We start from the raw sequence: 23299 nt of genomic DNA, 5'->3' as shown, positions 1-23299 counted from the left end.
TCGGATGTCGTACCGCCGATTTTGTATCACATGCGTGATGTAACCCGAAAGCGGTTTTCTAGACTGTGCCCGTGCCTATCCGGATCGATGCCGATGCTCGACGCCGCCATATCGTCGATGCCGCCCTGAACCTCATCGTGACCGGCGGCCCCTCCGCCGCGACTTTCCGCAAAGTCGCCGCCGAAGCCCGGTTGAATATCGGCTCGGTGCGCCACTACTTCGCCGACCACGAAGCCCTGGTCGTGGCAGTGGCCACCGAAGTCGGCGACCGGATGGGCCGGCGCCTCAGCCGCCACACCACCACGCCGCCCGGCGACCGCGCTGCGGCGAAACGCCACCTGCTGCGACTGCTCGAAGAATTGGTCCCTCTGGACGACGAACGGCACCGCGAAGCGGTCATCCTCATGGAGGTCATCGCCGCCGCACGTATCAACCTCGCGTTCGAACCCGTCGTCCGGCAGATGGCGGCGGACCTACGCCAGGTCCTCGTCGACACCCTGGCCGCCACCGGCACCCCCGCCCCCGAACACCACGCCGTACACCTGGCCGCACTCATCTCCGGCCTCTCGCTGGACGCCGTCACCCCACACGGCTCGGTCGAGCCTGCCACTATTCGGGCCGTACTGGAGCAGCAGGTCGCGGCGCTCTGATCCGGTGAGAGTTGCCGGCACGGCAGCGGTATCGCCCTCGCGCACGCACCGGGCAGCGCAACGACGAACGCGGCCGGTGCTTTTGTCAGGCTTCGATCGCGGCGCCGCAGATACCACAGACCTCCAACTGACGGCGCTTCCACCGGGCGACCGGTACGAAGAACAACGTGAACTGCTTGAACTCCCGCACGCGCTGCCACTGAGTCGTGTTGTGGCAACGCGGACAGGTCCGTGTCTGCCCGAAGCCCAGGTTCTGCCGCTTGGTCCCGAAACCGAAGATGAAGAACATCAGCCCAGCGTAAAGGGCAAACCGCAGACCTACCGGCCGTGAGCGCCGACGATCGCGCGCGAGCCGCCGAGCCGGTCCGATTGGAAGTCCCGCCGATTCCGGCCGAACGCGGCCGATCGGCGACGAGCGACCCCCTGACCGACCTTCGGATAGTACTGAACTACTTCAGCACCGTGTAGGCTGGGACGATGAGCGCAATGAAGAGCCTGCCGTTCAGCGAGTTGGTACGGAAGCAAACGTCGGTCTTCCCACTACTCGCAGACGCCGATGTGCTCTTGGAGCGCAGAGACGCCGAGAACGTGGTCCTGATGCGCGATGAGCGGTATCGCGCCATGGACGGTGCGCTGCAACTTGCCGCCCGGTCGCTCGGCCTGGTCGCGAAAGCGAACCGCCAACTGGCCGAGGATGTGCTGGCCGAAGAACTACCCTGGCTACGCTGGCTACCGGCCGAACACCGTCCCGAAGCTATCGGAGAGCTCCTCGACGACCTGCTCGCCGGAGCGGATACGGGACATTACCTTCCGTTCCTCAGGGACCTGATCGCGTGGAAGCACACGGCGGAGATCTACACAGACCCGGCGCTGGTAGCACAGCTGAGCGGTCCGTTCGATGCTGCTGATTTCGTGGAGGTCGAGCGACCGGGCAGACACAAATGATCCGTCACAAGCGAGGCGACGAAGTTCATCGACCCAAACCGTGGCGGGTGTTACTGCACAATACGGAGGCCGCGCGTGGCTGGTCCGAACTGGAACGACAGGCGGTCGACGCGTTGGATCGCGCATGGGTCGCAATAACTTCCGAACCACGGAGCGTGCAGAATCCAGGCCGTCAGCACCGGCTGAAGGCGACCCTGAGCGAAGTAAAAATCGAGGGCACCGAACTGGAGCAGTGGCAGTATGAAGTCACCAGCGGGGCGCGGATCTGGTATGCGATCGACGAGCAGCGGCGGACGTTATGGGTGACCAAAGCTGAAACAGGCCACCCCGGGATAACAGATCGCGGTAAAGGCGGCGGTCGCCGCATACGGTAAACCACTGTCGGCATTGACACAGGACTGCTCGACGAGCGGCGCCGATGCGGGGTCGGAGTGATCGACCACTCCGACCCCAGGTTCGGTACCAGGTCAGAAGGAGGCCGGCATGCTCTCCCAGCCGCGGACTGTCGAGGTGGGTGAGAGTTTCGCCTGCGACAGGTCGACCTCCCATTCGGGGAAGCGTTTCAGGATTTCCTCCAGGGCGACCCGGCCTTCCAACCTGGCCAGCGCCGAGCCCATGCAGAAATGGGTGCCGACGCTGAACGCCAGGTGGGGTTTGCTTTCACGATGGATATCGAAAACGTCTCCGTCGGGGGTGAAGTGGCGGTGGTCGCGGTTGGCGGCGCCGATGAGCAGCATCATGGCGCTGCCTTCGGGGACCGTTTGCCCGTGATATTCGATATCGCGGGTGACGTAGCGGGCGACATGCGGGGCCGGGGGTTCGAAGCGGAGTAGTTCTTCGACGGCGGCGGGGATCAGGGACGGGTTCTGGACGAGTTCCCGGCGCTGGCCGGGGTGTTCGGCCAGGACTTTCCCGGCCCAGCCGATCAGGCGGGTGGTGGTTTCGTTCCCGGCGCCGGAGACGACGTTGATGTAGGTGAGGATTTCGTCCCGGGAAAGGTGGCGCAGCGTGCCGGTTTCGTCTTCGAACTCGACGTTCAACAGCTCGGAGATAATATCGTCGGAGGGGTGTTCGGTGCGCCAGTCGACATACTTCTCGAAGAGCTCGCCGCTGACCATCCCCTCCGTGGAGGCCTTCATGGGTTTGCCTTCTTCGGTGCGCATCTGCTCGTTGGCGAAATCGCGGACCGCTTCCTGATCCTCTTCCGGAATGCCGAGCAGCATACCGATGGTGCGCATGGGCATCTGGGCGCCCAGATCGGCGATGAAATCGATCTTCCCGGTGCCGACCAGCGGGTCCAGGCTCCGGCAGCAGAATTCGCGGATCTTCGCCTCGAGTGCGGAGATCTTGCGCGGGGTGAACATCCGCGACAGCAGTTTGCGGTGCATGGTGTGGATCGGCGGGTCCTCGAAAATGAGCACGCCCGGCGGGATTTCGATATTCGCCTTGATCAGTTCGATGATCGCGCCACGAGCCGAGCTGAAGATGTCTTTGTCGATCAGCGCGGCATTCACGTCGGCAAACCGGCTCAGCGCGTAGAAATCGTGGGTTTCGTTGTAATACAGCGGTTTTTCCTCGCGTATCCGCTTGAACATGGGATACGGGTCGGCATTGAGCTCGACATCGTAGGGGTCGTAGTAGACATCAGTGGGCGCGGTGGTCGTCACAGCTGAGTCTCCTTTCGGCGCAGTTGTTCGGGTTCACCACGTCACCGGCAGCCGGTACAGACCGTAGGCCAGTTTGTCGTGTTTGAATTCGACCTCGTCGAGCGGAATTGCGAGCCGCATGGACGGGATCCGTTTCAGCAAGGTCCGGAAGACGATCTGCAATTCCACGCGGGCCAGCTGCTGGCCGACGCATTGGTGCGGGCCGAAGCCGAAACCGACATGCAGGCGGGCGGGGCGGGTCAGATCGAGGGTGTCCGGGTTCGGGAACTGGTTCGGGTCCCAGTTCGCGGGCGCGAGGTCGATGATCACGCCCTCACCGGCCTTGATGGTGTGCCCGCCGATCTCGATATCGTCGAGGGCGACCCGCCGCTGCCCGTTCTGGATGATGCTCAGATAGCGCAGCAGTTCCTCGACCGCGTTGGCAACGACCTTGGGATCGTCGGTATCGCGTAGCAAAGCCAGCTGGTCCGGATTCTCCAGCAGCGCGAGTGTGCCCAGCGAGATCATATTCGCGCTGGTCTCGTGACCGGCGATGAGCACACCGGTGCCGATCTGGGCGGCTTCCTTCATGGAGATCTCGCCGGCGGTGACCCGTTCGGCGAGTTCGGTGACCATATCCTCGGCCGGATTCGCCATTTTGGTTTTGATCAGATCGATCAGATAGCGGGCCAGACCCACTCGTCCCTTCGCCGATTCCTCGGCGGTGGCGAAACGCGATACACCGGTCGTCGCGTGCTGCTGAAAGAATTCGTGGTCTTCATAGGGCACGCCCAGCATTTCGCTGATCACCAGCGAAGGTACCGGCAGGGCGAGCGCTTCGACGAGATCCGCGGGCTGCGGGCCCGCGAGGATGGCATCGATATGGTCGTCGGTGATCTGCTGGATCGCCGGGCGCAGTGCGTCGACCCGTTTCACCGTGAACGGTTTGGTCATCATCCGGCGGAATCGGCTGTGTTCCTCCCCGTCGGTATTGAATACGGAGCGGGCCCGGTGGTTCACCATATCGAGCATGCCCTCGTTCCAATGCGGGAAACCGGGCTGGTGATCGTCGGTACTGATCCTCGGGTCGGACATCAGCGCCTTGAGTTCGGCGTAACCGGTGACCAGCCACGGGGTACTGCCGTCCCAGATCCGGACGCGGGACAGCGGACGTGCGGTCACCAGCCCGAGTACCTCCGGCGGCGGCGCGAACGGGCAGCCTACGGCCCGTTCCATCGGATACTCCAGGATCGCCCCGGTATCGGAGGCGGCATGGGTCTCGGACTCAGACGTGTTCGTCATTGTCACTCCTCGTGGACGTGGATGGCCATGGCGGGGCAGACGGCGGCGGCTTCGCGCACCTCGTCGGCGAGATCGTCCGGTGGGTTCTCGTCCAGCAGCACGACGATGCCGTCGTCCTCGCGCTGATCGAATACCGCGTCGGCCGCCATCACACAGTGCCCGGCGGCAATGCATTTCCCTTGTTCGACGGACACTTTCATGAGGTCCTCTTTCTCGGGTGAAGGTGGTCGGGGCTGGGGCCGCTCAAGATTTCGCGGCGGCGGAACCGTTGGCCGCCTCGGTACTGCGTCGCAGCACGGGTTTGCCGGCGGTGGTGCCGCCGTCCACGGCCAGGACAGTGCCGGTCAGGTAGCGCGATCGGTCGCCGGCGAAGTAGACCGCGGCCTCGGCGACATCGGAGGGGGTGCCTTCGCGTGGCAGTGGGCGGTCGCGGTTCATCATGTCGCGCATGGCGCGGGTCATCCGTTCCGCTTTCTCCGGCGACATGGTGCTCGACGCCTTCGCCAGCAGGTCGGTGGGGATATTTCCGGGGGCGATACAGTTCACCCGCACGTCGTACCGGGCGAGTTCGATGGCCGCGGATTTCGTGAAATGAATGACCGCGGCTTTGGAAGCGCGGTAGGTCATCACGCCGCCGCCGGCCTGCACGCCGCCCACCGACGACAGATTGATGATCGATCCGCCGCCGTTGTCCGCCATATGCCGGGCCGCCAGCCGGGTACCGGCCATGACGCCGAGCACGTTCACCGACATCACGTGCTGGAAGTCGGCGAAATCGTCGTCCAGGATGCTTTTGTGCATCTTCCCGGAGATACCGGCGTTGTTGCACATGATGTGCAGGCCGCCGAACTCGCGAACGGCGAGGTCGACGAGCTGGGCGACCTGGCCGGGATCGCCGGCATCGGTGACGCGGAACCGCGCGGCGGCCCCACAGCGGTCGGCCAGGACCTGCCCCTTCTCGGCGTCGATATCACCGACGACCACACGCGCGCCTTCGGCAACGAACCGTTCGACCATGGCACTGCCCAGTCCGGACGCGCCGCCGGTCACCACCGCGACCTTGCCCGCCAATTCGTTACCCATGCGCTGCATATCCTTTCGTCACCAAACCCCTGCTCCTCCTCCGTGCGCCGGCTCATCCGCTGTGTGCGTACTGCGTTGCCGTTCCGGCTCGCGTCTGCCGACCCAGGAAATCCAGGAGCAGGGGGTTCACCGCGTCCGGGCGTTCGATTTGCGGGCAATGACCGGCATCGGCGATCACCGCGGATTCGGCCTCCGGGATCCGGGCGGCGACCTCGGCGGCCCAGCCGCGGGGCAGAAGTTTGTCGGCACCACCTTCGAGTACCAGTGTCGGCACCCGGATCCGTTCGAACGGCCGGTCGCCCGGTGCGGGCGGTGTCGGCGCGCCCGGGCGACGGAAGCGAGCGGCCGCGATGGCTTCCCAGGCACCGGGTTCGGTGGCGGAGTCGAACCGGCGCCGCACATAGTCTTCATCGGCCGGGTACGCGGGCGAGGCGAAGAGGGCGGTGACGATCGCGCGCATGGCGGGCAGGGTGGCGTCGAAATCGTAGAGGGCGCGCATATGCTCGTTCGCCTGGATCTGGCCGCCACCGCAGATGGTCACCATGGCGCGCACCGGCAACAGCGGATTCGTGGCGGTCGTATCGGCGAGCAGATTCACCGCACCCATCGAATTACCGACGAAGAAAGCGGATTCGATACCGAGGACGGCCAAGAAACGGACGATATGCCGGATCCGCATTCCGCGGCCGTCGGTGAAATCGACGACTTTCGCGGAATCGCCGTATCCGAGCATATCGGGGGCCAGTACGCGGTAACGCTGCGCGAGCGCGGGAATGACGTGTTCCCAGCCCAGTTCGGCACTCGCACCGAACTCGCCCCCGTGTAGCAGCACAACCGGCTCGCCCGCGCCCGCTTCGAGAAAATGGGTACGCAGCCCGTCGACCTCGATCGAACGATGCTCATATCCGGAAGCCACCGCCCCCGGGCGCCCTGACTCGCTCATGCCGTGTCTATGGGGCATGAACGAGGGCCCTCCGTGGTTACGCTCCGCTGCCGCCTCCGGGCCTGACTCGCTCATGCCGTGCCTATGGGGCATGAACGAGGGCCCTCCGTGGTTACGCTCCGCTGCCGCCTCCGGGCCTGACTCGCTCATGCCGTGCCGATCGGCTTGGCGCTCGTGAGCACTTGCATCGCCAGCAGTTCGAGCTGACCCTGCACACCGGTGTCGATCAGGGCGCCGGTGTCGTCCCAGATCTTGTCGGCCGAATTGATCGCGACCCCGATCGGTGTGGGCCAGGCCCGCAGCGCATGCCCGATCCCGCGCAGCTGGCCCAGTGTTCCGACGGCGGCCTGCCAGCCGTAGGCGCAGGTGATACAGCCCCAGGGTTTGTTGTCCAGGTAGACCGTGGGATCGGTGCGCATATCCTCGACGTAGTCGAGGGCGTTCTTCACCAGGCCCGAGATGGCACCGTGGTAGCCGGGCGAGCCGACGATCACCGCGTCGGCGGCGCGCAACGCCTCCACCAGCGCCTCGGCCTGCGGGGTGCGCGCCGGCTCGTGCGGGTTGTACATCGGCAGATTGATCTGTTCCCCGCTGAACAACGCGGTGCGGCCACCGCGCTGCTCGACGGCGTCCAGGCAGTGCCGCAGCGCTCGCTCGGTCGAGGATCCGGCGCGTAGCGTGCCGCCGAGTCCGACGACGAACGGCTGCCGATCTGTCTCCGGTGCGTTCCGATCCATCATTGTGCTTCCCGCGGTCATCGTCGGTGCCCCTGACTGTTGTCACTCACTGTCCGGTCCGGTTCCCAGCGCATCACCGCTCCTATTTGATGGCGATCGGGTTGATCGGGGAACCGACCGCGCCCACTACGCGCAGCGGCGGAGCGATGAGCTGGAATTCGTAGACGCCGTCGGCGGCGCAGTCGGCGGCCAGTGCGGTGAAATCCCAGTATTCGCCGAGCATCAGGCCCATATCGCGCAGGCACAGCATATGCATCGGCAGGAACGTGCCCTCGACCCCCGAAATGGGATTCTCGACCATGAGGTTGTCGGCGGCCACGGCGGCGATCTCGTGGTCGTGCAGCCATTTGGCGCAGGTCCAGTCGAGGCCCGAATAGGGTTCGGCACCGTCACCGGCTTCGAGGAAACGGTTCCACCAGCCGGTGCGGACGAGCACGATATCGCCGGATTCGACGGTCACGCCTTGGCGTTTCGCGCATTCGTCGAGTTCGTCGCCGGTGATCGGTTCGCCGACCTCGAGGAAAGTTTCCGCGCCACGGTATTTCACCAGGTCCAGCAGGACACCGCGGCTCGTGATCCCCTTGCTGTCGACCTTTTCGATACCGCAGTGGAAGGCGCCCATACTGGTGACCGAATCGGCCGGGAAACCGTTGTAGAGCTTGTCGTCGTAGTAGACGTGGGAGAAGGCGTCCCACTGGGTGGCGGCCTGCAGCGGCATGATGAGCATATCGTCGTTGAACCGGAACGGATTGTCGGCGAAGAATCCGGCCAGTTCGCCGGCCACCGAATTCTGCAGCCATTTCGGACCGTATTCGGTCAGGGTTTCGGCGTCGCCGCCGTCGACGGTCATCACATGGGTGGGATTGGCCCGGAATTTGAAGGCGCCCTGCGGGCCGTTGGAGCCGAAGTCGATGCCCAGCGGGAACACTTTTCCGTGCCGGACCAGTCCGGCCGCGGCGGCGACCTTCTGCGGGGTGATGAAGTTCAGTGTGCCGAGTTCGTCGTCGGCGCCCCAGCGGCCCCAGTTACGGACGGAGTCACCGAGTTTGTAGAAATCGGTCAGAGATGCCACGTTGCCTGTTCCTTCCAGCTGCTTATTTCCGCTCGCCCGGGACTGCCCCGGCGGATTCGGGCGAGCCCGCCCCGGTGGTGTGCGGGGGCGGTCCCGCCAGTTCGCCGGCCAGCCGCGCGGCGAGGTTGCCGCCGTCGACCCACAGCACTTGGCCGGTGATGTATCCGGCGGCGCGGCTGCCCAGGAACAGCAGTGCGGACGCCTGTTCGACGGGATCGGCGGACCGGCCCAGCGGTTTGGGGATCCCGTCGAGATAGTCCTGGCCGTATGCCGAGCGCAGCTGGTCCAGGATGGGGGTTTCGGTGACGCCGGGTCCGGTGCAGTTCATCCGGATACCGCGCCGCGCGAGTTCCACCGATCGGCGCACGGTGTAGAGGATGATCGCCTCTTTGGACAGCCGGTAGCCGCCGTCCGCGATGGCCTCGGGATTCGCGGTACACCAGGCGATTCCCTCCTCCATCGAGGTGGTTTCCAGCAATCCGTTGACCGCCCAGCGGTTTTCCAGGTATCCGGAGGCGGCCAGCGAGGAGACGCTGACCACCGCCGAGCCCGGTTCCATATGCGGGACGAGCGCTTCGGTGAAATGCCGCATCCCGAGGAAATTGATGGTGGCGACGCGCAACGGGTCGCCGATACCAGAGGAGACTCCGGCGATATTGAACAGGACGTCGACCTCGGTCCCGATCAAGCGTGCGGCCCGGTCGATGGACGACGGATCCGCCTGATCCATCTCGTGGAACTCGTCGAGTTCGGTACCCGGGCGCAACCGGTCGAGTCCGACGATCTCGGCGCCCAGATCCCGCAACTGCGTCACCAGGCAGGCACCGATCCCGGAGGCGCAGCCGGTCACCACCACCCGCTTACCGTCGTAACGCCACCGCCGGCCGATCGAATCCACCTCGGGCACCGCGCTCTCCTCTCCCGCTGCTGCCGCTCAGCCCTGCTGTTCCTTCAGGGCCTGCGCGGCCTTCACCCGGCCTTCGTTGATCTCGGCCATGGCCTCGGGGATCTCGCTGGCGGTGAATTTTCCGCCGCGGCCGGTGGGCAGGCCGCCGATCGAATAGCTCTCGTCGAATTCCGGCACTGCCCAGGGCCGCCGCCGCGCTTCGGCCTTTTCCAGGACCGGCTCGAGCCGTTTGGCCTTCTCCGCCCGGGCGGCCTCATCGCGTTCGATGAATTCCGGCAGGATCTCTTTGCCCATGATCTCGATGGATTCCATGGTTCCTTCATGGCTGCGCGGGTTCAGCAGCAAGATGATCTCGTCGACCCCGCTCTGCTCGTAGCCGCGCAGGAATTCGCGCACCGTCTCCGGGCCGCCGATGGCACCGCGACCGGGACCGTAGGCGAGGGTTTCGTCTTCCTTCACCGCGTCCAGGTAGCTGTCCCATACGCCGGTGCGGCCGGGGGTGTGCATACCGGTCATGTAGTAGTGCATGATGCCGAACGAGAAGAACCCGCCGCCCACGCCGAGGCGTTTGACCGCCTCTTCATCGGTTTTGGCCACCATCATCGACAGGTCACCGCCGATGGCCAGGATATTCGGGTTCATCTGCGGTACCGAGGGTGCGGCGGCGTTCTCGAATTCCTCGTAGTAGCCGCGTACACGCTCGCCGAGCGCCTCCGGCCCGGTATAGGCGAAACTCAGTGCACCGATACCCTTCTGGGCCGCCATCTGCACCGACGACGGCCGGGTGCAGGCCACCCACAGCGGCGGGTGCGGGGTCTGCCGCGGTTTCGGGATGATATTGCGGGGCGGCATGGTGATGTGCTCGCCCTTGAACCCGCTGAACGGGGTCTCGGTCATCGCGCGGACGGTCACCTCGAGGGCTTCCTCCCACTGGGCGCGTTTATCCGCCGGGTCGATATTGAACCCGCCGAGCTCGGCCACCGACGACGATTCACCGGTACCGAATTCCACCCGGCCGCCGGACAGATGATCCAGGGTCGCCACTCGTTCCGCCGCGCGGGCGGGATGGTTGATTCCCGGCGGCAGATGCATGACACCGAAACCGAGCCGGATGTTCTTCGTCCGCTGGCTGGCCGCGGCGAGGAACATCTCGGGCGCGGTGGCGTGGCAGTACTCCTCCAGGAAATGGTGCTCGGTGAGCCAGACCGTGGAGAACCCGGCTTTATCCGCCGCTTCTACTTCGTCCAGCCCGTCCTGGAACATCTGGAATTCGTCGTCGTCGGTCCACGGCCGCGGCAGGGCGAACTCGTAGAAGAGGGATATTTTCATCGGTTACCTCCGGTGGATTCGATCGTTTCGGTTTCGGATGACTCACGCTGCGCACAGTGCTGGGCCGCGACGTATCCGAAGGTCATCGCCGGCCCGATGGTGGCCCCCGCGCCGGCGTAGCTGCGGCCCATCACCGCCGCCGAGGAGTTCCCGGTCGCGTACAGGCCGTCGATCACGGTGCCGTCGGCGCGCAGCACCCGGGCGTATTCGTCGGTGCGCAACCCGCCCGAAGTGCCCAGATCGCCGAGCACGATCCGGAAGGCGTAGTAGGGCGGTTTCCCGATCGGATACAGGTTCGGGTTCGGCAGAGTGGGATCGCCGTAGTAGTTGTCGTAGACGCTGTCGCCGCGCCCGAAATCGTCGTCGTGACCCTTACGGGCCAGTTCGCCGAACCGCTCGGCGGTGGCTTCGAGGTTGCCGGCGGGGACATCGATCTTGCGCGCGAGCTCGCCCCAGGATCCCGCTTCCACCACGACCCCCGATTCCAGCCAGGCCTGCGGGACCTTCCCACCGGTCGGGACCGGCGCGAACGGCACCTTGGGGATCGGCAGATGCCCGCAGATCACATACCGGTGCCAGGACCTTTTATCGGTGATCAGCCAGCACGGGATATGGGTGGTTCCGGCCCGCTGACCTTCGATCATGGCGTGGCCGAAGTCCATATAGGGTGCGGCTTCGTTGATGAACCGCTCGCCCGCGCCGTTGACGATGAACTGGGCGGGCATCATCCGTTCGTTGAGCATGAACTGCATCCGGCCGTCCGGCCACTGCACCGCCGGGAACCACCAGGATTCGTCCATCAGCTCGGTGGCGGCGCCGGCCTTTTCCCCGGCGCGAATACCGTCGCCGACGTTCAGCGGGTTACCGAAGCTCCAGTCGGTGTCCACCTCCGGTAGTTCCGCGCGCCGCCGGTCCATATCGCGTTCGAAACCGCCGGTCGCCAGGATCACCCCGCGGCGGGCCCGGATCCGGATCTGCGCACCGTCCCGTTCGACCACCGCGCCGGTCACCCGGCCGTCCGGGTCGGCGAGCAGCGATTGCATCGGTGCGCCGAGCCAGAGCCGGATATTGCGTTCTTTCAACGCGAGCCGCAACCGGGCGATCAGCGACTGCCCGATGGTGACGATCCGATCGCCGAAGATCCGCGCACGCACCATCCGCCAGATCAGTTTCAGCAGTACCGCTTTACCGCGCCAGTTCTGCCGCACCTGATAGAACAGCCGCAGATCCATGGGCCCCAGCCAGATTCCCTTGGGCGCCAGGGCAAGTGGTTCGAGCAGTTCGTTTTCCTCGGACCCCAGCGCACGGGTGTCTATCGGCGGGACGTTGATGGTGCTGCCCTGCCCTGAGCCGCCTTCGAGTTCCGGATAGTAATCGGCATATCCCGGTTTCCAGATGAATTGCATCCAGTCGCTGCGCTCTTCGAGGAAAGCCATCATTTCCGGGGCCTTCTCGACATACATCCGCAGCCGCTGTTCGGTGACCAGCCCGCCGGTGATCGTCTTCAGGTATTCGACGACCGCCTCCGGGTCCAGTTCGAAACCGGCCCGGCGCTGAGCGGGGGCGTTCGGCACCCAGATACCGCCGCCGGACAGCGCGGTGGAACCACCGTATTTCGCGCCCTTCTCGACGACCAGGACCTCGAGGCCGTCGGCCTCGGCCTTCAGGGCGGCCGACATCCCGCCACCGCCGGACCCCACCACCAGCACATCGACGGTTTCGTCGTAGCCGGCGCCGGACTCCTCGGCGCCGGCAGTATCCGGTTCCTCCGTGGTCACGATGTCCTTACCTTTCTTCGGGTGGTCGATACGGGTGGCGGCGGCGGGCTACCCGGGGTCGGCCGGGCGCGCGGTGCGGATGGCGAATCCGGCGATCAGTTCGGGCGAGGGCCGGTAGTACCGGACAGTGGTCCGGTACGCGCCCTGCGCCGCGAGGGCCGCGAAGGCCGCCACCCAGGTCCGGATCTCGTGCGCGGAATTCCCTGCGGTACGGGTGATCTCGCTGTTGGACCAGCTGTCGACGGCTGCCAGACCTCCGGTGTCGACCAGCTCGAGGAATTCCCGGTCCCAGTCCGGGTTGAGCGGTTGCAGCGGCCCGTCCCCGGCCGTGAATTCCGCTGCCGCCGCCATCACCGCGGTCTGCCGGGCCTGTCGCTGTTCGGTGGTCATGGGCCGGCCGTGCACGATCCGCTCCAGCACCGGCGGCGGCGCGGTGGCGCGCTGCGGAACGGGCGGATCATGCGACAGTCCGCCGGAGCCGAGCACCAGTACCCGCTTCCCGAGGGTCGCGAGATGCTGCCCGACCGCGGTCCCGAGGGCCCGCACCCGGCGCAGCGGCCCGAGCGGGGTCGCGACCGAATTCAGGAAGACAGGGATCACCGGCCGGGCGGTGACGTCTCCGAACAGCTGCTGCAGCGGTTGCACGGTGCCGTGATCGACCGACATCTCCGCCGAGGTGGCGATATCGATGCCGGCCTCGAGCAGCGCCTCGGCCAGCGCCAGCGCCTGCTCCCCGGGAACGTTCAGGGGGCCGGAGTGGGTGCCGTAGTCCCCGACACCGGCCGCCGCGGTGCCCAGACAGAACGGGGGCATCAGTTTGTAGAAGAACCCGTTGTAATGGTCCGGCGCGAACAGCACGACCAGTTCGGGATCGAAGTTCCGCACGAATTCCCGGGCCTGATCGAGGGCCCCGCCGATCTCGCTCAGCAGCTCGCGGCCCGGTCCCGGGAGTTCAAGGAGCGGGCTGTGCGAGACGCAGCATACGGCCAGCGGCATCGGTACCTCCCGGGGTCAGAGTGAGCGTGTCCCGCAGTGCCGCACCGAGTTCGGGGGCGTGCTGGGCGATAGAGGCGCCGGCCACGAACCGGTCCGGGCGCAGGAACAGCACGGAATCGAGCTGGCCGTCGAACCATTTCTTCAGCGCGCCGGTGTGATCGCCGACCACCAGCACATCGGGGTCGTCGTGGCCGGCCCAGTGCAACTGGGTGGCGGGCCGGGCCTCCACGAACCGGGCGCCCAGCGCTTTCCAGCGGGCGAACTCGATATCCCCCAGTACCTTGCGCGGCTGGTTGTTCCAGCACAGCACCGCGAACCAGGGCCCGAGGGTGTCGTCGAGCAGCACGTCGGGCCGGGCCCGGGTGGCCACTCGCGGCTGGACGAACAGGGTGCCGACCGCCGAATTCGGTGACCGGGACCAGCCGTGGACCACCGCGCCGCGGTCGTAGCGCGGCATGGGTTTGAACCGCATCCCCAGGACGTAGCGTTTCAACGGCGGTACCGCGGCCAGCGCACGCACCGCCACATCCCGGACCGCGGCGACCCGCTGGTTCGTCGGCGAGATGACCCGCCCGACCATGGTCGACAGGTCGATCATCGCGCGGGCGTGTTTGCGCCGCTCCTGGTCGTAGGTATCGAGCAGGGCATCACCGGCCAGGCCCGACGCGACGGCCGCGAGCTTCCAGCCCAGGTTCGCCGCGTCCCGGATCCCGCTGTTGTAGCCCTGCCCCTGCCAAACCGGCATCAGGTGCGCGGCGTCCCCGGCCAGCAGTAACCGGCCCTTCCGGAATTCACCGGCGATGCGGGAGTGATGGGTGTAGACGCGCCGCCGGATCACATCCAGCCGCTCCGGGTGCGGGACGAACGGTGCGAGCAGCCGGGCCAGGAATTCCGGGGTTTCGGCCTCCTCATCGGTTTCGCCGGGATGCAGCAGGAACTCGAAGCGGCGGATCCCGTGCGCCAGTGAGATGGAGACGTTCGGCCGCACGGGATCCGCCCCGACCTCGACGTTCGGATGTCCGAGCGGATCACCGTCGATATCGACCACCAGCCAGCGGGTCGAGGACGTGGTGCCCTCGAAACTCACGCCCATGGCGTGCCGGGTGGCGCTGCGCCCGCCGTCGCTGCCCACCACATAGCGGGCATGAACGGTTTCCGGCCCGTCGGCGGTGTCCAACCGCACCCGGACCTCGTCGCCGGCGTCGTGGCAGTCGGTCATCGCGGTGGCCCAGCGGATATCGATACAGTCGAACCGGTCCAGGCCGCGCAGCAGTTCGGCATCGACCAGCGGCTGGATGAAACCGCTGCGTTTCGGCCACCCGAACTGCTGGTCGGTGGGCGCGATCTCGGCCAGCAGCCGCCGGTCACCGTCGACGAAACGCATGATCTGGTTCGGGTTGGTATGCGGCAGGATCTGCTCCACCAACCCGGTGGATTGCAGGGTGCGCAGCGATTCGTCGTCGATACCGACACCGCGCGGGTAGTCGATGAGAGCGGGTCGTTCCTCCACCAGCAGTGTCCGGACACCGTAGCGGCCGAGCATATTGCAGAGGGTCAGCCCGACCGGTCCCGCGCCGACGACGACAACGTCGTAGCGGGCGGGAGTGCTGCCGTTACCGGTATCCATATCAACCACCCAGCAGGAATTCGAGATGAAGGGCGTTGAACGCCGCCGGTGCCTCGTATTGCGGCCAATGCCCGCAGTCCGGCAACACCTCGAACCGGGCGCCGGGGATCATCGAGGCGATCCGTTTACCTTCGGTGACGTCGGCGGTGGGGTCGTCGCTGGTCCACACCACAAGCGTCGGTGCGGTGATCGCCCCGTACTCCCGCGCGCCCAGCAGGTTGCGGGCCCGGATCTGCGGATCCTGCAGCGCCATGATGTCGCGCATGGCGTCGACGAATCCGGGTTGCCGGTAGATCCGCTGCCGGCTCGCGACGATATCGTCGTAATCCTTGGATTTATCCGCCATCAGCCATTTGATGCGGGCCTGCACCGTCTCCCAGGTGGGCTCGGCGGCCGCGGCCATGGACAGGGTCACTATCCGCGCCATCACCTCGGGATCGGCCTGCGAACCGCCCGCGGTGTTGAGGACCAGCCGGTCCACCCGGCCGGGATGGTCGCAGGCGACGCGGGCCGCCACCCACCCGCCCAGGGATTCGCCGCTGATATGCGCGTGGGGAGCGCCGATGGTGTCCAGGAACGCGATCAGATGCCGCACATAGTGCTCGACCTCGAGTGGATGCCCGGGTTTATCGGTATAACCGTGCCCGAGCATATCGATCGACCAGGTCGAGAAATGCTCGGCATGCGCCGCCAGGTTCCGGATATAGGCCTCGGCGTGCCCGCCGGACCCGTGCAGTAGGACCAATGCCGGTTTGTTCCGGTCACCGGCGTGCAGGTAGCGCGTCCGCACTCCCGCCACATCCAGGTATCCCTGGCTGAACGCGACCCCCTGCAGATCGCACCACACGCTCTCGTATTCCGACACTGCTACCTTCCGCTCTCTCCGTTGGCCCACGCCGATCTCCCGCCCCGCACGCCCGGGGCACGGACGGGTTCAGCCCTCCGCCGACTCGCCGGTGGCCGCGTTGTATCCGGCCCGGAACCCGAAAACCATGCCCGGGCCGATGGTTCCGCCGGCCCCGCCGTAGGCGCGGCCGGTCACCCCGGCCATCGCATTGCCGACCGCGTACAACCCCGGAATGACCGCACCGCCGATATGCCGGACCCGGGCGTCGCGATCCGTACGCGGCCCGCCTTTGGTGCCCATGGCGCCGACCGTCACCGGAACGGCGTAGTACGGGCCGGTATCGACGGGCCCCAACGTGCGACCCGCGACGGTTTCGGCATCGGGATCCCCCCAGTAGCCGTCGTATTCGCTGGCGCCGCGGCCGAAGTCGGGATCCGATCCGGCCGCCACCGCCCGGTTCCAGTCGGCCACCGTGCGTTGCAAGCCCGCCGGATCGATACCGGTCCGGGCGCCGAGTTCGGCGAGGTCGGCCGATTCGCAGAACCACTCCGGTGCCGCGCCCCCCGGTTCCACACCCAGGAATCCGTACCGGCGCAGATGTTCGGCATCGAACACCATCCAGCCGGGATTGTTGACGTAGCCGCCGCGCGGATCGAGGTAGTGGAAGGCGCCCGCCATCGAGTTGTATTCTGCGGCTTCGTTGACGAACCGTTTCCCGGCCCGGTTCACGATGATGCTGCGCGGGCGGGTGCGTTCCAGCCGGACACTGCGACTGCGCTGCCGGCCGTCGATCGTATCGCCCGGCAGCTGCACCACCGGAACCCACCAGGCCTCACCCATATTGCCGAGGTCGGCACCGTGCGCCATCGCCATCCGCAGTCCGTCACCGGTGTTGTTCGGCGGCGATACCGGCCCGGTCATCGGCCCCCGCAGGAACGATTTGACCAATCCGGCATCCCATTCGAAACCACCGGTCGCCAGTACCACGCCGCGCCGCGCCCGGACCGCGATCTCCCGCCCGTCGACGGTGACCCGTACCCCGGCGATCGCCCCGTTCTCCGCGATCAGTTCCACCCCGCGCGCACCGGTACGCGGCGTGATCCCCGCTGCCAGCACACCCTCGAGCAGCCCCGCCACCAGCGCCTGACCGGCGACACAGACATCGGCGGACGCATCCCCCAGGACGGCGCGCAGCCGAGCCCGGGTTTCGGCGTCGAATCCGACATTGCTCCAGTCCAGCGGGAATGTGGTGAGGCGTTCCCGCCATTCTCCGAGCCGGGCCAGGTCGTAGGCGGCCGGGCCGATAGACCGGCCGCCGGTGGGCCGCCCCCCGGGGAGCTCCGGTTTGTAGTCGGGAAAACCCTCGGCCACTTCGAATTTCACACCGCTGTGCAGTTCGACGTAATCGAGCATCCGCGCACCGGTGCGGACGAACACCTCGACGAGTTCGTCGTCCATCGAATCCAGTGACTGCGCACCGAGATAGGCCAAGGCGTCGGCGACCGTGAGTTCGCGCTCGGCCCGCGAATGCGCGGGAATCCAGGCCAATCCGCCGGAGACCGCGCTGGTTCCGCCGACCGTGGGCGCCTTCTCGAACAATGCCACCGCGGCACCTTCGACTGCGGCAGTGAGCGCCGCGGTGAGCCCGGCGGCACCGGTGCCCAGGACGACGATATCGGTCTGTTCGTCCCAGATCGTTGGATCGGATCCGGCAACCGGCGACTGGTGCGATGGCACTGCGCTGTCCTTTCGGCGAGCAGGCGGAGTCGGGGGCGCCGGTCCGGCGGGCTGTCGTGCGGGGCACGAGCCGGACCGACTCGCGTAAAACGCTAATCTCCCTTTTTGAGAATCTTATTCTCGCAGGATGGATGCCGCAATACCCTTCCGGACCAAATGTTTCTGGATCTTGCCGCTGGGGGTCCGCGGGAAGTCCGTGGCCTCGAACAACCGCGCCGGCAACTTCTGCCGTGCAACCCCTGCCCGCTCGAAAAACGCGCGCACTTCGGCTCGCGAAGGCAGCACACAGCCCGGATTCAGGCGCAGCACAGCCCCCACTACCTCACCGAACCGGCTGTCGGGCAGGGCGATCACCACCGACTCGGCCACCTGCGGCATCGCATCGAGCACATCCTCGACCTCACGCGCGCCGACATTCTCGCCACCGCGGATGATCACATCGGCCTTGCGATCGGTGATGGTCAGGCATCCGGACGAATCCAGCACTCCGATATCCCCGGTGTGGTACCAGCCCTCGTCATCGAAGACCCGCGCGGTGAGCTCCGGATCGGTGTATCCCAGGCACAGATCCGGGCCCCGGCTGAGAATCTCCCCGTCCGGCGCGATCCGGATCTCCACCCCGGGCATCGCCCGGCCGTCGGTATCGAGCCGTTCCCGCGGCGGCGCGTCCAGCGCCGAGGCGGTGATCGACGGATGCTCGGTACTGCCGTAGGCGCGGAACGCCACCACACCCAGCTCGGTGAGCATGCGCGTCACCGCGGCCGGCACCGCCGAACCACCCAGCCCGACATACTTCATATGGGCAAGATGCTCCGGTGTGTAATCGGGGTGTTCGACCATGCTGGTCACGAAATACGGTGGCCCGCCGCCCACTACCAGCCCCTGCCCCTTCATCAGGGCCAGCGCACGGCCGGGATCCCAGACATCGAGCATATGAACCGGACGGCCGTGCAGTACCGGCAGCAGGAACGCGCCCACCATCCCGATGAAATGACCGACCGGGGTCGCGGTGAGCTGTTCACCACGATCGTCGCGGTTGCGTTCGGCGAGCTGGAGCGATTCACAGCCGAGGGTCTGATGACTGTGCACCACCCCTTTGGGTGCGCTGGTGGTACCGGAGGTGAAGGCGATCAGCGCGGGGCCGGCCGGATCCGCCGGCAGCACACCCGGCATCGGGTCCGCGGCCAGCAGCTCGTCGAAATCGCTACCCACCACACCGACGATCGGCACCTCCGCCGTCAGCTCGGGATCATGGGTCCGGCGGCCGAACTCGGCCATGGTGACGAATACCTTCGGTCGCGAAACGCGCAGGATATGCGCCAGTTCGGCGGGACCGTAGAAATGTACGACCGGGACGACCGCCGCCCCCAGGAACGACGCCGCCCAGAAGGTCGCCGCGGCCTCCATCCAATTCGGCAGCTGGAACGCGATCACATCGCCGGGCCCCACGCCACGAGCACGCAGCCCCGCGGCCAGGCGTCGCGCGAGATGTTCCACGTCGGCGAATGTGCCCTGCCACGGCCGGATATCGGAATACACCCGGAACGCCGTGCCGGGCGCGGCCGCGAGCGAGCGGCCGAGCAGATCCCCCATGGTGTCGCGGGTCCACCAGCCGGCCGATTCGTAGCGCTGCCGCAGGTCGCCCGGAACGATGCGGGTCATCGGTGCTCACCTCGTACGCCTCGGATCGTCATAACCGTTCACCCCTTTCGCGCCGCCGGAGTCATCGACCACCGTCCCGGCCGGCCCGGGAGGCACCGCCGGCTGATGAAAATTCAATTCTCTTGCAAAGAAAATGCCGAAATCGCCGATCGGCGTCCGAGCGCTGAAGCCATCATGCGAGGTAGAGCACCCGAATCGGCGGGCCGATTCGAATCGACGCATCCGGCCGGGCTTCTCGCAAAACCTTGCCGCCGACCCCACGGGTAGAGTACCGTTCTCGTATGCGAAAACGCAGTTCTTTTCGCATACGAGAACAGCCGTATGTCCGCAACCGGTACCCGGCGGCGCTGGGTCGACACCGCATCGGGGCCGCGGCCGGATCGCCGCGCGGCACTCGCCGCGCACCCTGCCCCGTGCCACCGCTTCCCGCGGTCCGGCACACCCGGGCAGGTATCTCGACAACAGATCGAAAGGGAATGCTGTGGGACGTGTTGAGGGCAAGGTCGCATTCATCACGGGCGCCGCGCGCGGTCAGGGCCGCAGCCACGCCGTACGACTGGCGGAGGAAGGCGCCGATATCATCGCCGTCGACCTGTGCCAGAACATGTCGACCATCGGTTACCCGCTGGCCACACCCGAAGACCTCGAAGAAACCGTGCGCCTGGTCGAGAAGACCGGACGCCGTATCGTCGCGACCCAGACCGATGTCCGCGATGCCGTCGCGCTGAAGGCGGCACTGGACGCCGGTGTCGCCGAATTCGGCAAGCTCGATATCGTCATCGCCCAGGCCGGTGTCGCCGGGATGAAGGGTCAGCCCGATATCCAGGCGTGGATCGACGTCATCAACACCAACCTCGTCGGCACCATCAACGCCATCCAGGCCGCGCTCCCCCACCTCGGTGAGGGAGCGTCCATCATCGCCACCGGTTCCACCGCCGCGATGATCGACACCGGAAAGATGGACAATCCGGGAGCGGATCTCGGCGGTATGGCCTACGTGCACTCCAAGCGCGCACTGTCGTACTACATCTTCGATATCGCCCGGCACCTGGCGCCCCGCGGTATCCGCGCCAACGCGGTACACCCGACCAACTGCAATACCGACATGCTGCAGAGCGAGCCCATGTACCGGTCGTTCCGCCCGGATCTGGAGAACCCGACCCGCGCCGACGCCGAACCCGCCTTCCATGTCCAGCAGGCCATGAAGACCCCGTGGATCGAGCCGGTCGATATCTCCAACGCCATCCTGTATCTCGTCTCCGACGAAGCCCGCTTCGTCACCGGTATGCAGATGCGCGTCGACGGTGGCGGCTACCTGAAGTGGTACGACCACAAGATGTGAGCCGCACCCGGCCACCCCGGCGCAGGCGGCGCGCGCATATCGCAGGCGATCGACGCGCCCGCCGCCGGCCCGGTGGCGAGTCGGCAATCCGACGATTCCCGGAGCGGCGCAGAGTTCCGGGCCCCCGGCGAAGGTTCGCCGATCAGTGACCAGCAAGGGACAACAAACCGTGACATCTACGGATAACGACCAGCGCAAGCAGAATCGGTACCACTTCGACCGGCACACTCCCGAGTACCGGGAGAAATTTTCCGAGATCACCCACGAGATGCATGCGAAATGCCCGGTGGCGTGGTCGGATACCTACAGCGGGCACTGGGTCGCCGCGGGCGGTAACGCGGTCTTCGAACTCGCCCGCTGCCCCGAGGTGTCGGTCGACCACGATGTGCACAACGAACGCCGCGGTTACCAGGGCATCTCGATTCCGAAGGCGCAGCGGGCCGCGCTGGTCCGCGGCGGCATGCTGGAGATGGACGATCCCGAACACCGCACCTACCGCTCGATCCTCAATCCGTACCTGTCGCCCGCCGCGGTGAAACGCTGGCAGCCGTTCATCGACGAGATCGTCCGGGCCAGTATCGACGAGAAGATCGAGACCGGCCGTATCGATTTCGTGGACGATCTCGCCAATATCGTCCCCGCCGTACTGACCCTGGCGATGCTGGGCATCCCACTGAAGAAGTGGTCGGTGTACAGCGATCCGGTACACGCCTCGGTATACACACCGGAGGACTCCCCCGACGCCCCCCGGGTCGCCGAAATGCACCGGACCATGGGTATCGATATCCTCACCAGCCTGCACGAGGCCAAGAGCAACCCGAAGCCCGGCCTCATCAAGGCGCTCGTCGAACTGCGCATCGACGGTGAGCCCGCCCCCGATATGGAACTACTCGGGATGATGGGCCTGCTCATCGGTGGCGGCTTCGATACCACCACCGCGCTCACGGCCCATTCCCTCGAATGGCTGTCGGAGAATCCGGACCAGCGCGAGGAACTCAGCCGTGATCGCGAGGACCTGCTGGACTCCGCCACCGAGGAATTCCTGCGCTACTTCACACCCGCCCCGGGCGACGGCCGCACCATCGCCGACGACTGCACCTATCAGGGCACCGAATTCAAAGAGGGTGAACGGCTGTGGTTGTCCTGGGCGATGGCCAATCGTGACCAGAGCATCTTCCCCGACGCCGACGATATCGTCATGGACCGGAAGGGCAACCGGCACTTCAGTTTCGGACTGGGCGTGCACAGGTGCATCGGATCCAATGTGGCGCGGACGGTGTTCAAGTCCATGCTGCTGGCGGTTCTGGACCGGATGCCGGACTACAAATGCGACCCGGAAGGCACGGTGCACTACGACACCATCGGTGTCATCCAGGGGATGCGGAACCTGCCGGCCACCTTCACTCCCGGCGCACGCCGCGGCCCCGGCCTGGACGAAACCCTCGACCATCTGCAGCGGATCTGCGATGAGCAGGGCCTCGCCGCGCCGGTCACCGAGCGGCCCGAAGCCGCGGTGATCGACTTCCAGTACTGACCACGGGTGCCGGCCGATACCGCGGGGTCCGGCCGGCACTCTCGATTTCCCGACGAGGACCGCGATGAAGGAACTGCCCGACGGCACCCGCACCCCGGTGATCGATACCAGCGTGCATATTTTCTTCCGCTCCAACGACGATATGCGCGACCATCTGCGCGAGCCGTTCAAGAGCCGCGGCATCCCCGACCCGGAGATGGACTGGTACGGCGCCCCCGGCGGTGAATACGTCGCAGGCGCCCGCGGGCCACATAAGGGGTACCCGGGTTCGGACCCGGAGTTCGTGGGGCAGCAGTTGTTCGGCGAACGCGGTGTCGATGTAGCCGTCCTGCATCCGATGACCCGCGGTATCCTGCCCGACCGGCACCTCACCACTGCAGTACTGTCCGCCCACAACGATATGATGGTGTCGCGCTGGCTCGACAGCGGCACCTATCATGAGCGCTTCCGCGGCACCCTGCGCGTCAATCCCGAGGACATCAGCGGCGCACTGCGCGAAATCGACCGGCTGGGTGATCACCCCCGCATCGTCCAGCTCGGTATCCCGCTGCAATCGCGCGAAGTGTACGGAAAACCGCAGTTCTGGCCGCTGTGGGAGGCCGCCGCGGCGGCGAACCTACCGGTCGCCACCCATATCGAGACCGGGGAAAGTATCGGTCTCCCACCGACACCGTCCGGCCATCCACGCACCTATGAGCAGTACTTCGGGTTCATGGGGCTGAACTACATCTATCACCTGATGAATATGATCGCCGAGGGCGTTTTCGAGCGATACCCGGACCTGAAATTCGTCTGGGGCGACGGCGGCGCCGATCTGCTCACCCCGTTCACCTGGCGGATGGACACCTTCGGCCGGCCACACCTCGAACAGACGCCGTGGGCACCCAGGATGCCCAGCGATTACCTGCGCGGACATGTGTATTTCGTGCACGCCACGATCGACGGTCCCGGCGATGCTCCCTTCGCCGGGGAATGGCTCGACTTCACCGGCAAGGACGAGATGGTGATGTTCGGATCCAGCTATCCGCACTGGCACTCCGGCGATACCGACATCCTGCCGGCCGCGCTGACCACCGAGCAGCGCGAAAAGTTGTACTGGCGAAATGCCGCGCAGCTGTACAGCATCGATGTAGATGCCGTCACGGCGGTCGGCTGATGTCTG

General features: G+C 66.2%; 22 protein-coding genes. 6 read left to right on the top strand and 16 right to left on the bottom strand.

Annotated elements, in window-relative coordinates:
- Positions 1 to 71 precede the first annotated feature (71 nt).
- Positions 72 to 650: a TetR/AcrR family transcriptional regulator gene (locus tag ACFWPH_RS30720; protein WP_378755702.1), complete on the top strand. Its 579-nt coding sequence runs from the start codon at positions 72 to 74 to the stop codon at positions 648 to 650.
- Between the two features lie 85 nt (positions 651 to 735).
- Here ACFWPH_RS30720 and ACFWPH_RS30715 read toward each other — a convergent pair whose 3' ends face one another.
- A complete protein-coding gene (locus tag ACFWPH_RS30715) occupies positions 736 to 939 on the bottom strand; it encodes a zinc-ribbon domain-containing protein (RefSeq protein ID WP_378755701.1) in 204 nt (67 codons plus the stop codon).
- Between the two features lie 188 nt (positions 940 to 1127).
- Here ACFWPH_RS30715 and ACFWPH_RS30710 point away from each other — a divergent pair, with 188 nt between their 5' ends.
- Positions 1128 to 1595 (top strand): hypothetical protein, encoded by a 468-nt coding sequence (locus ACFWPH_RS30710; protein ID WP_378755700.1) that lies wholly within the window; start codon positions 1128 to 1130, stop codon positions 1593 to 1595.
- On the top strand, positions 1592 to 1969 hold the full coding sequence (locus ACFWPH_RS30705) for a hypothetical protein (RefSeq protein ID WP_378755699.1): 378 nt from the start codon (positions 1592 to 1594) through the stop codon (positions 1967 to 1969). Before ACFWPH_RS30710 ends, ACFWPH_RS30705 begins: the two co-directional genes overlap by 4 nt.
- A gap of 93 nt (positions 1970 to 2062) precedes the next feature.
- Here the strand turns inward: ACFWPH_RS30705 and ACFWPH_RS30700 are convergent, their stop codons facing one another.
- From ACFWPH_RS30700 to ACFWPH_RS30630, 15 genes are all read right to left on the bottom strand, one after another.
- Complete coding sequence (locus ACFWPH_RS30700) at positions 2063 to 3262, bottom strand: cytochrome P450 (protein WP_378755698.1); 1200 nt, start codon at positions 3260 to 3262, stop codon at positions 2063 to 2065.
- Positions 3263 to 3295: 33 nt separating this feature from the next.
- Positions 3296 to 4543 carry a cytochrome P450 gene (locus ACFWPH_RS30695; protein WP_378755697.1) on the bottom strand — a complete coding sequence of 416 codons (1248 nt, stop codon included), beginning with the start codon at positions 4541 to 4543 and terminating at the stop codon, positions 3296 to 3298.
- Between the two features lie 2 nt (positions 4544 to 4545).
- Entirely contained in the window at positions 4546 to 4743 is a 198-nt protein-coding gene (locus ACFWPH_RS30690) for a ferredoxin (RefSeq protein WP_280416826.1), read from the bottom strand.
- A gap of 43 nt (positions 4744 to 4786) precedes the next feature.
- Entirely contained in the window at positions 4787 to 5626 is an 840-nt protein-coding gene (locus tag ACFWPH_RS30685; RefSeq protein ID WP_378755696.1) for an SDR family NAD(P)-dependent oxidoreductase, read from the bottom strand.
- Between the two features lie 52 nt (positions 5627 to 5678).
- Positions 5679 to 6569 carry an alpha/beta fold hydrolase gene (locus tag ACFWPH_RS30680; RefSeq protein ID WP_378755694.1) on the bottom strand — a complete coding sequence of 297 codons (891 nt, stop codon included), beginning with the start codon at positions 6567 to 6569 and terminating at the stop codon, positions 5679 to 5681.
- A gap of 146 nt (positions 6570 to 6715) precedes the next feature.
- Positions 6716 to 7309 carry an NADPH-dependent FMN reductase gene (locus ACFWPH_RS30675; RefSeq protein WP_378755693.1) on the bottom strand — a complete coding sequence of 198 codons (594 nt, stop codon included), beginning with the start codon at positions 7307 to 7309 and terminating at the stop codon, positions 6716 to 6718.
- Positions 7310 to 7388: 79 nt separating this feature from the next.
- A complete protein-coding gene (locus tag ACFWPH_RS30670) occupies positions 7389 to 8378 on the bottom strand; it encodes a cyclase family protein (protein WP_378755691.1) in 990 nt (329 codons plus the stop codon).
- Between the two features lie 22 nt (positions 8379 to 8400).
- On the bottom strand, positions 8401 to 9285 hold the full coding sequence (locus tag ACFWPH_RS30665) for a coniferyl-alcohol dehydrogenase (RefSeq protein WP_378755690.1): 885 nt from the start codon (positions 9283 to 9285) through the stop codon (positions 8401 to 8403).
- A 27-nt stretch (positions 9286 to 9312) separates the two neighbouring features.
- Entirely contained in the window at positions 9313 to 10614 is a 1302-nt protein-coding gene (locus ACFWPH_RS30660) for an LLM class flavin-dependent oxidoreductase (protein WP_378755689.1), read from the bottom strand.
- Positions 10611 to 12392 (bottom strand): FAD-binding protein, encoded by a 1782-nt coding sequence (locus tag ACFWPH_RS30655; protein WP_378755688.1) that lies wholly within the window; start codon positions 12390 to 12392, stop codon positions 10611 to 10613. Before ACFWPH_RS30655 ends, ACFWPH_RS30660 begins: the two co-directional genes overlap by 4 nt.
- Positions 12393 to 12440: 48 nt before the next feature.
- Positions 12441 to 13388, bottom strand: coding sequence for a 3-carboxyethylcatechol 2,3-dioxygenase (locus tag ACFWPH_RS30650; RefSeq protein WP_378755687.1), 948 nt, complete (start codon positions 13386 to 13388; stop codon positions 12441 to 12443).
- On the bottom strand, positions 13345 to 15015 hold the full coding sequence (locus ACFWPH_RS30645) for a bifunctional 3-(3-hydroxy-phenyl)propionate/3-hydroxycinnamic acid hydroxylase (RefSeq protein ID WP_378755686.1): 1671 nt from the start codon (positions 15013 to 15015) through the stop codon (positions 13345 to 13347). The genes ACFWPH_RS30650 and ACFWPH_RS30645 overlap by 44 nt, the downstream gene beginning before the upstream one ends.
- A gap of 1 nt (position 15016) precedes the next feature.
- Positions 15017 to 15880 (bottom strand): alpha/beta fold hydrolase, encoded by an 864-nt coding sequence (locus ACFWPH_RS30640; RefSeq protein ID WP_378755685.1) that lies wholly within the window; start codon positions 15878 to 15880, stop codon positions 15017 to 15019.
- Between the two features lie 69 nt (positions 15881 to 15949).
- Positions 15950 to 17599: an FAD-dependent oxidoreductase gene (locus ACFWPH_RS30635; RefSeq protein WP_378755683.1), complete on the bottom strand. Its 1650-nt coding sequence runs from the start codon at positions 17597 to 17599 to the stop codon at positions 15950 to 15952.
- A gap of 114 nt (positions 17600 to 17713) precedes the next feature.
- Positions 17714 to 19261, bottom strand: a complete 1548-nt coding sequence (locus ACFWPH_RS30630) for an AMP-binding protein (RefSeq protein WP_378755682.1) — start codon at positions 19259 to 19261, stop codon at positions 17714 to 17716.
- 481 nt (positions 19262 to 19742) lie between these two features.
- Here ACFWPH_RS30630 and ACFWPH_RS30625 point away from each other — a divergent pair, with 481 nt between their 5' ends.
- From ACFWPH_RS30625 to ACFWPH_RS30615, 3 genes are all read left to right on the top strand, one after another.
- Positions 19743 to 20603, top strand: coding sequence for a mycofactocin-coupled SDR family oxidoreductase (locus ACFWPH_RS30625; protein WP_195058230.1), 861 nt, complete (start codon positions 19743 to 19745; stop codon positions 20601 to 20603).
- 169 nt (positions 20604 to 20772) lie between these two features.
- Positions 20773 to 22137 carry a cytochrome P450 gene (locus tag ACFWPH_RS30620; RefSeq protein ID WP_378755681.1) on the top strand — a complete coding sequence of 455 codons (1365 nt, stop codon included), beginning with the start codon at positions 20773 to 20775 and terminating at the stop codon, positions 22135 to 22137.
- A 64-nt stretch (positions 22138 to 22201) separates the two neighbouring features.
- Entirely contained in the window at positions 22202 to 23293 is a 1092-nt protein-coding gene (locus tag ACFWPH_RS30615; RefSeq protein ID WP_378755680.1) for an amidohydrolase family protein, read from the top strand.
- Positions 23294 to 23299: the final 6 nt, after the last annotated feature.

The organism is Nocardia sp. NPDC058499, assembly GCF_042719915.1.
Classification (GTDB): domain Bacteria; phylum Actinomycetota; class Actinomycetes; order Mycobacteriales; family Mycobacteriaceae; genus Nocardia.
Note: the sequence above shows the minus strand (reverse complement) of the source record. Positions and strands in the feature narration are given on the sequence as shown.